Annotated in this window: 10 protein-coding genes and 1 pseudogene; 1 reads left to right on the top strand and 10 read right to left on the bottom strand. The window is 64.3% G+C overall.

The genetic code is table 11. The features are described from left to right. Positions 1 to 10 precede the first annotated feature (10 nt). The 3 genes and pseudogenes from L593_RS14550 to L593_RS14540 all read right to left on the bottom strand — a co-directional run. Positions 11 to 1,183, bottom strand: coding sequence for an acyl-CoA dehydrogenase family protein (locus L593_RS14550; RefSeq protein ID WP_020447736.1), 1,173 nt, complete (start codon positions 1,181 to 1,183; stop codon positions 11 to 13). Positions 1,184 to 1,274: 91 nt separating this feature from the next. After that, positions 1,275 to 2,036: an ABC transporter permease gene (locus L593_RS14545; RefSeq protein WP_020447735.1), complete on the bottom strand. Its 762-nt coding sequence runs from the start codon at positions 2,034 to 2,036 to the stop codon at positions 1,275 to 1,277. 79 nt (positions 2,037 to 2,115) lie between these two features. Beyond that, positions 2,116 to 3,018: pseudogene (locus L593_RS14540) on the bottom strand (ABC transporter ATP-binding protein); the annotation flags it as partial. A gap of 150 nt (positions 3,019 to 3,168) precedes the next feature. Here L593_RS14540 and L593_RS14535 point away from each other — a divergent pair. Beyond that, positions 3,169 to 3,711 carry an archemetzincin-like protein gene (locus L593_RS14535; RefSeq protein ID WP_020447733.1) on the top strand — a complete coding sequence of 181 codons (543 nt, stop codon included), beginning with the start codon at positions 3,169 to 3,171 and terminating at the stop codon, positions 3,709 to 3,711. Positions 3,712 to 3,777: 66 nt separating this feature from the next. Here the strand turns inward: L593_RS14535 and L593_RS14530 are convergent, their stop codons facing one another. The 7 genes from L593_RS14530 to L593_RS14500 form a co-directional block, all read right to left on the bottom strand. Next, positions 3,778 to 4,446 (bottom strand): O-methyltransferase, encoded by a 669-nt coding sequence (locus L593_RS14530; protein WP_020447732.1) that lies wholly within the window; start codon positions 4,444 to 4,446, stop codon positions 3,778 to 3,780. Positions 4,447 to 4,618: 172 nt separating this feature from the next. Further along, entirely contained in the window at positions 4,619 to 6,598 is a 1,980-nt protein-coding gene (locus tag L593_RS14525) for a long-chain fatty acid--CoA ligase (protein WP_020447731.1), read from the bottom strand. Positions 6,599 to 6,825: 227 nt separating this feature from the next. After that, the gene (locus L593_RS14520) at positions 6,826 to 7,245 is read right to left on the bottom strand and encodes a Rieske 2Fe-2S domain-containing protein (RefSeq protein ID WP_020447730.1); all 420 of its coding nucleotides are present in this window, start codon (positions 7,243 to 7,245) and stop codon (positions 6,826 to 6,828) included. Positions 7,246 to 7,372: 127 nt separating this feature from the next. Continuing rightward, positions 7,373 to 8,779: a PAS domain S-box protein gene (locus L593_RS14515; RefSeq protein ID WP_020447729.1), complete on the bottom strand. Its 1,407-nt coding sequence runs from the start codon at positions 8,777 to 8,779 to the stop codon at positions 7,373 to 7,375. Between the two features lie 457 nt (positions 8,780 to 9,236). Continuing rightward, positions 9,237 to 10,055, bottom strand: coding sequence for an ABC transporter permease subunit (locus tag L593_RS14510; protein WP_020447728.1), 819 nt, complete (start codon positions 10,053 to 10,055; stop codon positions 9,237 to 9,239). A gap of 112 nt (positions 10,056 to 10,167) precedes the next feature. After that, entirely contained in the window at positions 10,168 to 10,986 is an 819-nt protein-coding gene (locus L593_RS14505) for an ABC transporter permease (protein WP_020447727.1), read from the bottom strand. Next, a complete protein-coding gene (locus L593_RS14500; protein ID WP_049894197.1) occupies positions 10,986 to 11,900 on the bottom strand; it encodes an ABC transporter ATP-binding protein in 915 nt (304 codons plus the stop codon). The genes L593_RS14505 and L593_RS14500 overlap by 1 nt, the downstream gene beginning before the upstream one ends. Positions 11,901 to 11,986: the final 86 nt, after the last annotated feature.

Here is an 11,986-nt window from a genome sequence, read left to right as displayed (position 1 = left end):
CCCATCGCCCTCACTCGCCAGACTGCCGGTAGACCAGATTGCGCTGGATCTCGTTCGCACCCTCGTAGATGACCGGAATGCGAACGTCCCGGTACACCCTTGCGATGCGACGATCCGAGAGGATCGACCGGCCACCGTGGAACTGCATCCCCCGCTCCGCACAGTTCGTCGCCGCCTCCGTGGCGACGGTCTTCGCCATCGCCGCCCAGAACCCTGGCCGCTCCCCGGCCTCGACCTTTGCAGCGGCACGCCACGTGAGTGCACGAGCGCTCTCGAAGTCCATTCGCATGTCCGCCAGACCGTGCTGCACCGACTGGAAGTCGCTGATCGACCGGCCGAACTCCTCGCGATCGTGGGTGAACGACCACGCCTCCTCGATCGCTGCAGCCGCGAGGCCGAGTCCGTGGCCGGCAACGACGATCCGGCCGTGATTGAAGAACTCCGCGAGCATCCAGAAGCCAGCGCCCTCGGTGCCGATCACGTTGTCGGCGGGAATCCGGCAGTCGTCGAAGACGACGTGGGCCTGCTTCGAGGCACGCATCCCCATCTTCTCGGGAATGTGTTCGGCGTGGTAGCCGTCGGCGTCGGTCGGGACGACGAAGCAGGTGTGGTTGCCGTAGCGATTCGTCTCGTCGTCGCCTGTGCGTGCGTACACGGTGAGCCAATCCGCTTCGACGCCGTTGCCGATCCAGTACTTCTCACCGTTCAGCACCCATTCGCCCTCGCCGTCCGCTCCGTCGTCATCGAATTCTGCGCGGGTCTGCATGCCGGCGAGGTCGCTCCCGGTCTCCGGCTCCGACACCGCGAGCCCCGTTAGCTGGTCGCCCTCCGCGACGGGGCGGAGGTACGTCTCCTTTTGCTCCTCACTTCCGTACTCCATCACGAGTTCGGCGCCGAAGCTCGCGAGCTGGAGCGTCAGTGCGATTCCCGCGTCGGCACGGAAAAACTCTTCCGCGATGGCGAGCACCTCCGTCAGCGAGAGTCCCCGGCCGCCGTACTCCTCGGGAATATCCTGTGCGATCAGGTTCGCGTCGCGTGCGGCTTCGAGGACGTCCCACGGGTACTCGGCCTCGCGAAAGCACACCTCGGCGTTCGGTTCGACGTGTTCCTCGGCAAAGCTCCGCGCTTCCTGCTTGACGGGGCGGGCGTGCTCGGGGACGATCGACTCCTCGAGGAGGTCCATACGGAGTTAACGGGCGCAGCGGCCAAATATCCAGTGCGCAGTGAGTCCGGGGCAGTGAGCGTACGCCATGGTCGGCACTGATCGACCGGTGTCAATCCGTCAGACCCACGCCTCTCCTGACGAGAAGTACGTCGATAGTCAGTACGGCGCTCGTCACGCCGACCAGCACGACGACGGAGACGGCAGGCGTGAGATCCGAGTAGCCCAGCAGCCCGTACCGGATCGTATCCACCATGTAGACCATCGGGTTGAGCAACGAGACCGTTCGCCAGAGGTCGGGTAGCACGTCGAGCGAGTAGAAGACGGCCCCGAAGAACACGAGCGGCCGGAGAATGAACTGGTTCATGACCGTGAGGTCGTCGAAGTCCCGTGCGAACAGCCCACCGATCATCCCGAGGCCTGCGAAGAGCACGCAGATGACGACCATGGTCACCACGAGCACCGCACCGTGGCGTACCGAGATCGGAGCGAACAGTCGACCGACGCCGGCAATGATGATGCCGACGAGCAATCCGCGGAGCGCGCTCGCACCGACGTACGCCGCGACGATTTCGGTGTAGGACAGCGGCGACGTGAGTGGCTCGTCGATGTACTCGTTCCACCGGCCGTGGAAGATCGAGAAGGAGGCGTTCTCGAAGGCGTTCGAGATGGCCCCGAGCACGATCAGACCTGGCAGGATGAACTGGATGTAGGGAAAGCCAGCGATCTCGTCGATCCGACCGCCGAGTACCACCCCGAACACCGCGAAGTAGAGCACATTCGTGATTGCCGGCGGCATGAAAGTGTTCTTGGGCCGGCGCACGAACCGCTGGACCTCCCGCTTGAACAGCGTGCGACCGCCGACGGACCACATCAGCGATCACCCCCGACGCCGGAGCCGACGGTGCACACTCCAGCGTGCAGCTCCATCAGGCGACACCTCCAGTCCGTTCCGTGAGATCGACGAACACGTCTTCGAGAGACGTACGGGCGATTTCGAGATCCACCACGTCGTGGCCCGCAGCGTGCAAGTCTCGGAGCAACCGCGGTGCCGTGCCGCCGCCATCCCGCACTTGCACGGCGAGGCGGCCAGCGTCGATCCACGAGTCGATCACGTACCCGTCGAGTGCGGGTGGCGCGTCGGGTTCGGCATCGAGCGTGACGTAAATCGTGTCCGTGCCGCGATCCATCAGTTGCTCGGGCGTCTCCACCGTCACGACGGAGCCGTGGTCCAGGATCGCGACTCGATCGCAGAGGCGCTCGGCCTCCTCGATGTAGTGCGTGGTGAGCAGGACGGTGGTCCCCGCGTCGTTGAGATCGCTCACGATCTCCCAGAGGTCGTGGCGGAGTTCGACGTCGACGCCGGCCGTCGGCTCGTCGAGAATCAGCAGATCCGGATCGGTGACGAGCGCGCGAGCCAGGAGGAGGCGGCGCTTCATCCCACCGGAGAGCCAGTCGAAGCGCTGGTCGCGCTTCTCGTAGATGCCCACGGTCCGGAGCACTTCCTCGGCACGGCGTTCGGCCGCGTCGTGCGGGATGCCGTGGTAGCCGGCCTTGTGCATGAGCACCTCCTTGATCGGAAAGAACCGGTCGACGTTGAACTCCTGGGGTGCGATTCCGATCGCGTCCCTGGCCTCGCGATAGTCGTCGACGACGTCGTGCCCGAACACGCGAGCGGACCCACCGCTCAATCGGACGAGGCCCACGAGAATGCTGATAAAGGTCGTCTTCCCCGCGCCGTTGGGGCCGAGCAAGCCGAAGAACTCGCCGTCCTCGACGCGCAGAGAGACTTCGTCGAGCGCCCGGAGGTCGCCGTACTGCTTTACCAGGCGCTCGGTTTCGATAGCGGGCGGCATGGGAGGGAGTCGATCGGTCGCCGAGAAAAGGCTGTCCGTCGCGGAGAGGCAGGGCAACAGAAGGGTGCAGAAGTGCACGGAAGAGGACGGGTGGCGGAGTGAGTTCGCCCACAACACATAGGACGGCGAGCGTCCACGACCAACGTACGCGTGGCTCCACCAGAACGCGACGGCGATCCCGAAGTGCTCCCCGTCGGCGACGTGGAGCCGTTCGCGGTCGTGGAAGTCCAGCAGGCGATCGAACGGACGTTCGACCTCACCATGACCCAGCGACAGCCCCTGGAACTCCCCGTCGCGGACGCTGGTGGAATTCGCGAACAGTACGACGTGGAGAGCCTGCTCGACGAAATCGACGACGTAGCGACAGCCGGGCCCACGGTCGCCGTCACCGACGCCGACCTCCTCGCCGACGGCCGCGAGCACATCCTCGGCGTCAATCGGCTGCCAGGCTCGACGCTCGTCCTCTCGACGAACCGCCTCGAGACGCGTGATCGGCAACGATTCCGGGAGCGCCTCCGCAAAGAGGCACTCCACCTCGTCGCGACGATGTACCTCGTGGACCACTGTGTCGGCGATCCGACCGACTGGAGCGACTGCGTGCATCAGTACACCCCGAGCGTGTCGGAACTCGACGAGACGTCGGAGTCCTTCTGTCCCGCCTGTCGGGAGGCACTCGACGAGTATCTGCTCTGAGAGCGGCAGACCGACCGGATCGACCCTGTGTAGTTACTCGCGGATCGAGCGAGGCGAGGATTGGGATTACTGCTCGCGGTGACTCACCGAGAGCCCCTCGCCGAGCGGCAGGACCGTGGTCTCGAAGGCGGGATCGTCGCGGACGGTGTGCAGGTACTCGTCGATGCCCCGCGTCATCTCGTCGTCGCTCGCCAGCGGCTCCTCGCCGTGCCACGCCTCGAGCAGCGCGTCGAAGTCGATCGTGCCGCCCGTCATGACGTTGTCGGCGACGACGATGCCGCCTGGAGCCACCTTGTCGCGGACGGCCTCGAACGCCTCGGCGTAGCGGTGCTTCTGGTGGTCGATGAGGACGACGTCGAAGGGCCCGTCGTAGCGATCGACGATCTCGACGGCGTCGCCGTGCTCGTAGGAAACGACGTCTCCAAAGCCGCCGCGAGCGAGGTACTCCCGGCCCATCTCGATCTCGTCCTCGTCGATCTCGGTGCAGACGATCCGCCCGTCGTCGGGCAGTGCTCGCGCGAACCAGTACGCGGAGTAGCCGTAGCCGGACCCGAACTCGAAGACGTGCTCGGCGTCGACCATCCGGGCGAGGAACTGGAGCCACCCACCCAGGGCCGACCCGACGTGGGGAAAGCCGTGTTCCTCGGCGTACTCGTCCATCTCCTCGAGCACGTCGTCTGGCTCCGGACCGGTTGCGCGGACGAAGCGTGCGATGTCGTCTGATAGAAGCGTCATGCGAACAGGTGCGGTCGACGGTCACCTAAGCGTTCCTCCGTCTCTGGAGCATCCACCGGTGACGGAACCACTGTGGAAAGTCACGTCAAACGGATAACAGTGCTCGTCGTGCTGAAGCCGTGGCCCGAGCAATCCGCCGGAACAGGAACCCGAGGAGCGTCGCAGAGCGACGTCAGTCCGTTCGCGGTGCGTTCGCTTCGGTCGTATCGGACGCGTAGATGTCCTCGATCAGCGACTCGAACCGCTCCTGGATCGTGGACCGGCGCTTCTTCAGCGTCGGCGTCATGAGGCCGTTCTCCTCGGTGAACTCCGTCGGAACGAGCCGGAAGTCGCCGATCTGCTCGTGTGGTTCGAACCCCTCGTTGATCCGATCCACCTCCTCCTGCACGCGCTCCCTGGCGACGTCGTGCTGGCAGAGTGCCTGATCGTCGGCGGGGAGGTCTTCTCCGTTGCTCTCTGCCCAACTTCGAATCGCGTCGAGGTTCGGTACCAGCAACGCACCGACGTACTTGCGATCGTCGCCGACGACCATCGCCTGCTCGACGATCTGACTGTCGACGAACGCGTCCTCGATCGGTGCGGGAGCGACGTTCTTCCCGGTGCGGAGCACGAGCAACTGCTTGCTCCGCTCGTGGAAGGTGAGGTAGTCGTCCGGTCGCTTGGTGACAATGTCGCCCGTCCGAAGGTACCCGTCGTCGGTGAACGCTCGCTCCGTCGCATCGGGCATGTTCCAGTAACCGTCTGTGACGTTCGGGCCCTTGATGAGCAACTCCCCGGTCTCGCCGAAGACGTCGGTCACCTCCGCGTCGAGCACGACGGACGTGTCGATCTTCACGTCGACGTCGACGAGTGGTGGGCCGATCGTCCCGATCTTGACCTCTTCGGCCGGGTTGGAGGTGACGACCGGTGCTGCCTCCGTCAGCCCGTACCCCTCCAGGATCGGCAGCCCCATCCCGTGATAGAGCGTGCAGAGTTCCTCGGAGAGCGTGCCACCACCGCTGACCAGCATCTCGACGTTGCCGCCGAGCGCGTCACGGACGTCGGAGAAGACGAGTTTGTCCGCGAGCCAGTAGCGGCCACGAGTGGTGAGGCCCGGGCGATCGGCCTCGTGATACTCGCGGGCCACGCCCGTGGCCCAGTCGAAAATCCGCTTCTTCGCCGCGGACTCTGAGGCCTGCTCGCGGATCGCGTCGTACATCTTCTCGTAGACGCGGGGCACGCTCGTCGCAGTCGTCGGCTCGAAGAGGCCAAAGTCGTCCCGCAGCGTGTCCGGGCTCTCGGCGTAACAGACCGTCCCCCCGACGGCGAAGATTTCGAAGTGCCCAGCGAGCCGTTCGAACACGTGTGCAAGCGGGAGGTAGGAAACCGTGCGCGTCGTCCGGTCGATGACCGGGACCGAGTAATGCTTGTCCGATCGCTTGCCCTGCCGACGGTGGACCTGGTTCACGTTCGCCCGGAAGTTCCGGTGGGAAAGGCGGACGCCCTTCGGTTGCCCGGTCGTTCCCGAGGTGTAGACGAGACTCGCCAGGTCGTCAGGATCGCGTTCGTCGAGCCAGGACTGGTAGGTGGCCTCGTCGAACGCCTCACGACAGCGCTCGAACACGTCGACGAGTTCGTAGACGTCGTCTCGCTCGTCGTACCGGTCGTCGAGTTCGTCCATCGATACGATCCACTCGAGGGCCAGGTCGTCCTCGACCTCGAGGACTCGCTCCAGGAGCTGCTGGTTCTCGACGACGACGCCGGATGCACCGGGATCGTCGAGGAGGTAGCGGACCTGGTCCGGCGACGAACTCTCGTAGACAGTCGTGACGACGCCGCCCGCAGCGAGAATTGCGAAGTCGGACTGGGCCCACTCCAGGCGCGTATCGGCGAAGATGCCGACGCGATCGTCCGGTGCAAGTCCGAGTGATCGAAAGCCTGCAGCGAGTCGCCGGACGACCTGTCGCATCTCGTCGTAGGTCAGGGTCTCGTAGTCGTCGGGCGGCGGCGCAGAGATGGCGGTTGGTGCGAGCGAGCGGTCGTAGATCCCACCCTTGTAGCCCTGCGCCTGGCGATCCGAATACTCGTCGGCGGTGTTCTCCAGCATCACCGGGAGGGTCGTCATCGTCGTGATGCGATCGCTCACCGATCGTTCGGTCTCCAGCCGGTCCATACCTGTTGTCCAGCCAACCGAATGATAATAAATGATGTGGCAGAATACCCGAAATCGGCCGATCTGAAACTATTAGCAACGAATTTCCGGTTTTACTCGACCTATCCTCACCGGCCAGTGCCGCCGGTCGAAGTCCGTACGATCGGGTGGGTCCTGCGCCGGCGACTCGGGGTCGTCACTAGCTGGCCCGCGTTCCGACGTACCGGCGTCGCAACGCGTCGGTTAATTCAAAAGCCGACGTTTGACGTGGACCCGGGCACGTCGTCGCCGTCGTCATCGTCCTCGGCGCCCTCGTGCAGAAACGTGTACCCGTCGTCGACCAGGACGACGTCGCCGTCCTCGCACGCGACCTCCACGCTCGGAAGGGTGGTGTCCTTCGCGTCGCCGTTGTCGCAGAATCCCGAACACGTGCCGAACGTCGACCCGTGTTTCGCACAGACGATCTCCCCCTCGCGATAGATCACGCCGAACCCGCGGTCGAGTTTGAAGTCCTCGTGGGTGCAGCGGTTGTGCCAGGCTTCCACGCCGTCCTCACAGGGAACGAGGATGACCTCCTGTGTGACGCCGTAGTCGTCGGCGACGGTGAACAGGAAGGAGCCCTCCTCGTGAACGTGGTCGACCGTCGTCAAGGTCGGTTCCGCGGCCATGTGTGCCGGCTGTACCGATGAGGTACTAAGACTGACGACCTCCGCTGGAGGGTACCCGAAAAGGCGGTGTCGAATCGGGCCTCAGTTGCCCTCAGAATGCCACCCCACGACTTGACAACCCAGGGAGTCAATCGACCGACTCGGGGGCGGCCGTCGGAAGCTGGATCTGGATCGTGTTTCCGCCGGAGTCACACTGGGAGAACTCGATCTCGCCGTCGGAGAGGTCGACGACCCAGTAGACGAGCCAGAGGCCCAGGCCCGAGGTGTGATAGACGTCGTCCATGATCCAGTCGCCCGTGAGAACGCGGTACTCGACCTCCGGGATCGGTGGGCACTCGTCCGTGACGACGACCACGACGTCATCGTCAGTTCGCTCGGCCGTCACGCTGATCGTGGGATCGTCGTTCGGGACGTGCTCGATGGCGTTCTCGACGAGTTCGGCGAAGGCGAGCCGGAGCTCGCCGAGCGCCTCCACTGCGAGTCCCGCAGGTACGTCGGCGTCGACCGTCACGCCCGGATGGCGTTTCGCGACGAGTTCGGTCCCAGCCGCTACGGTCTCCGCCAGGTCGAGGGCCGTGGGCACGGCAGGGGTCGTGAGGAGTTCGATGATCTCGCGTTGCTTCTCCGCACTTTCGACGAGTTCCCGGCCCTGCGTGCGGATGATCTCCGCGCGTTCGGCCGAGGTATCGTCACCCTCCGTCGATATCATCTCGGCGTTACCAACGATCACCGACATGTCGTTGCGGAGATTGTGTCGCAGGAGATTGTCCATGACCGCTAGCTGGCGCTCCCGACGGCGCCGATCCGTCACGTCGCGAGCGAAGCCGACGATCCTGACGACGTCACCGTGTTTCAGGATGGGCTCGCCCTGGACCCAGACCCAGCGATCGTACTCTCGCTCCCGGTTGACCCGGTACTCGATTTCGACCGATTCACCGTCGCTCATCCGTTCCATCGCCGCTCGAACACGATCCCGGTCCTCGGGGTGGATCGCCTTCAGGAACGTCGAGGGATCGTTCATCACCGTTTCAGTCGGCGCCCCGTAGACGTCCTCGTACGCAGGGTTGACGAAGAGCAGTTCCGTCCAGTCGTCGTCGAACATCCACAGGACGTCGCCAACGGTTCCGGCGATCTCGGTGAGTCGATCCTCGGCAGCCTTGCGTTCGCGTTCGGTCTCGATCTGTTCGGTGACGTCACGCGAGCTAATGACGTACCCGCCGATGGCGTCGTCGGTGACGTTCGAAAAGCGGCTCTCGAGCCAGACGATCGAATCGTCCGCAGCGCGGACGCGGTAGCGGTGCGTCTCCGTCGTCGGCTCCGGGGCCTCGATGACACTGTCGAATATCTCGCGGGTTTCCTCGAGGTCGGCGGGGTGAACGAGGTCGAACGCGTTGGTCCCGACGAGCACGTCCGGATCGTATCCGAGGATACGTTCGGCAGCCTCGTTCGCGTAGCGGAGCCGCCCGTCCTCGTCCACCACGATGACCTTGTCCTGCGAGTACTCGAGGAGGACGGACTCGAGGGCATGCTCCATAATGAAGTTCCTACCAACTATGTTCGGAATCACCATAAAATCGATCCCTATTGACCCCCAGCAGTATTCGTACCGGGCCGCAAGCCAGCAGCTGACGTCCCTGACCCCCGTCCCCGGCGATCTCGAATAAATGCTGATCACCCTCGCCGTGTTAGCAGTCCTGGTCCACTACGACACCGTGTTAATCGTCGCTACGGGCGTCTGACTCGCAGGCTACGACCCGGTCGGGGACTCCGTCGTGCTGACAGCGTCGTTGCTCGTCGTCCCTGCGCTGCTCGGTGGCGTTTCTTCGCTGGAGTAGCCGCCGAAGGATCGTCGAACGACGACACCGACGAAGACGCGGCAGGAATCCAGTAGTCGCTACACCCGGGAACGTCGAAGCCGACGGGATTGCACATTCGACGGGGAAGATCCATCGTGTAACGACGTCCCCGATGGTCGCGCTCGCCCAGCGACGTCACAGATCAGCGCGCACGAACCGTCGGTGCCCGAGTAGCAGGGGAACGACGATCCAGGCGAGCAACACCATCACCCCACCAGCGGGGGAAACGAACCACTCGGTCCCGATCTCTGTGGCAGGTGGGCCGCCACCGGCACCGAGTACGTCACCGACGAGGTAGGTGTACGTGACGCGCGGATTGGCGAACGTCGCAAACTCCGCCCACGTGGGTGGATCGGCGAGGGCGCGAGGTCTGAAGCGCCACAGGACGACGACGAGGAGGTCGACGACCTGATTCCAGAACATGACCAGGAGGACGTACGCCCCGAAGGCGCCACCTGTCACTCGTCGCGACGACCTCGTCGTCATCGAGAGGCCGGTCGCGATCGAGAGGAAGGTGACACCGTAAGCGAGCGTTGCTAGCACGAAGAGCGCGTACCGGAGCGGTTCGAAGGTCGGATAGCGGACGAGCACGACCACTGCAGCGGCGACGAGACCGAGCACGATCGGTCCGGCGACGACCAGACTCCGTCCGACGACTTTGCCGATCGTCACGTCGTGGCGGGCGTGGGGCAGCGACAGGAGGAGTGCGACGGTCCCGGATTCCCGTTCGCCGACGATGGCTTTGTAGCCCGTGGCGATCCCCGCGAACGGAACGAGTACTACGACGACACTAGCACTGAGTTCGAGAAACACCTCGAATTCGGGCTCTCCGAGCCGGGGGATCGCAAACGCAACGCCAACGAACGTGACGAGGAACACGCCGGCCAGGATCCAGATGCTCTTCGATCGGGCGGCGTCGAAGACGTCCTTCCGAGCGATCGCGATCCAGGTCACGGACCGTCACCCCGTCGGTCTTCGCGAGAGGCTCCCAGCGAGCACTCGCTGGGACTCCGGAGCCAGAGCGCTGCCGGGCTCGAACACGGGGCCATGAGCCACGATAGACCCTTCACAGGTCGGACCCCCGGAAACGAACGTACCCCATCGTGACGGGCAGAATCACCCACGCGACGAGCGCGACCAACGCTACCTCCTCGCCGAGATACCATGGAGCGTCGGGGTGGAGGTACATCCCAGTGGTGGAGTGTTCGACGAATCCACCGACGACTCGTTCGTAGCAAGCACTCGGCTCGAGACCGTGTACGAACAGTGCCCAGGCCGGGAGTTCGTCACTCCCCATCCCGAGAGAGTCGAGGCCGAGTCGGAAGAGGATCCGCAGCTCCGACCAGACCACGACGAAGAGGAAGAAGACCCCGAAGGCGACGGCGGTAGCGATCGAACTCGATTCGGTGAACGCCGATATTGCCAGGGCGATACTGAGAAACGCCAACCCGAGGAGGATCGTCGCGCCGAGATACACCAGAAAGTCCACTGGCTGGAACGATCCGAAGGGGTAGGCGACCAGCGCTGTCGCGACGGCGACGCCCGCGACCAGCGTCCCGACGAGCACGAGAGCGCGGCCGACGAACGTGCCAACGAGGACGTCGCGGCGGCTATGCGGCAAACTCAACAGGAGTACGAGCCGTCCCGAGGCTCGCTCGTCGACGATCGCCTTGTATCCGAGGAGTATAGCGGTCAGGGGCACGAGCAGGGTCACGGCTGTCGAGACGTACCTCGGTAAATCGGCCGTGGCCGGCGAATCGATCACGGTCGGCACGAGGTACCCGCCGACGAGGTAGGCGAAGACGACGAACCCGAGCACGTAGCGGAACAGTCGCGAGTCACCGACCGCACGAACGTCTTTCTTCGCGATCGTCTGCCAGGTCATCAATCGTGTCCACCAGTGTACTCGACGAAGAGATCCTCGAGCGACGGTTCCTCCGTCTCGAAGTTGACGACGTCGACTCCGACGTCGTCTAGCGCCACGAGGACGTCCATCTTCGCGTCGTTCGAACAGGTCACGTCGACGCGGTCCTCGGCGGCCTCGAGCCAGGCAGATTCGACGCCTTCGATCCCTTCGACGACGCCCAGGTCCACGACATCGAGGTCAGCGACGGTAATCGATAGCTTCGTGCCGCCGCCTGCCGACGATCGGAGCCCCTCGACAGTGTCGATCGCGACGAGTGCTCCCTCGTGGAGAATGCCGACCCTGTCACAGACTGCTTCGACTTGCTCGAGAATGTGACTGGAGAAGAACACAGTCGTGCCGCGCTCGTTCTCCTCGCGGATGATCTCACGGAGTGTGACCGCGCCGTTCGGGTCGAGACCGCTCGTTGGCTCGTCGAGGAGCAGCAAGTCCGGGTCGCCGACGAGCGCCATCCCCAGGACCAGGCGTTGTGCCATCCCCTTCGAGAATCCGCCGGCCTGGCGGTCCGCAGCGTCTGCAATTCCGACGCGATCGAGAAGTTCCATCGGGTCTCCATCAGCATCTTTCGACTCCATCGCGAAGCGAATGTGCTGGCGAGCGGTGAGTCGATCGTACACGTCGTATCCCTCCGGCAAGACGCCCATCCGGCGTCGCGCAGACACGCTCTCTCGGTGGCAATCGTGGCCGAAGATTTCGACCTGGCCCTGCGTGGGTCGGACGAAGTCGAGCAGGATATTGATCATCGTCGACTTCCCGGCGCCGTTCTGCCCCAGGAAGCCGAATATCTCTCCCGCTTCGACGGTGAGATCGACTCGATCGAGCGCCGTGACCGAACCGTACCGCTTGGACACGGTTTCGGCGCGAATGGCTGTCACGGATCACCTGTGGTAGGGACGGGATAAAGACCTTCAGCACGATTGCAGGCACAGCAACAGCCCCGACCTCCGTGGGACGCAGTCAG

It is taken from the genome of Salinarchaeum sp. Harcht-Bsk1 (assembly GCF_000403645.1).
Classification (GTDB): Archaea; Halobacteriota; Halobacteria; order Halobacteriales; family Salinarchaeaceae; genus Salinarchaeum.
Note: the sequence above shows the minus strand (reverse complement) of the source record. Positions and strands in the feature narration are given on the sequence as shown.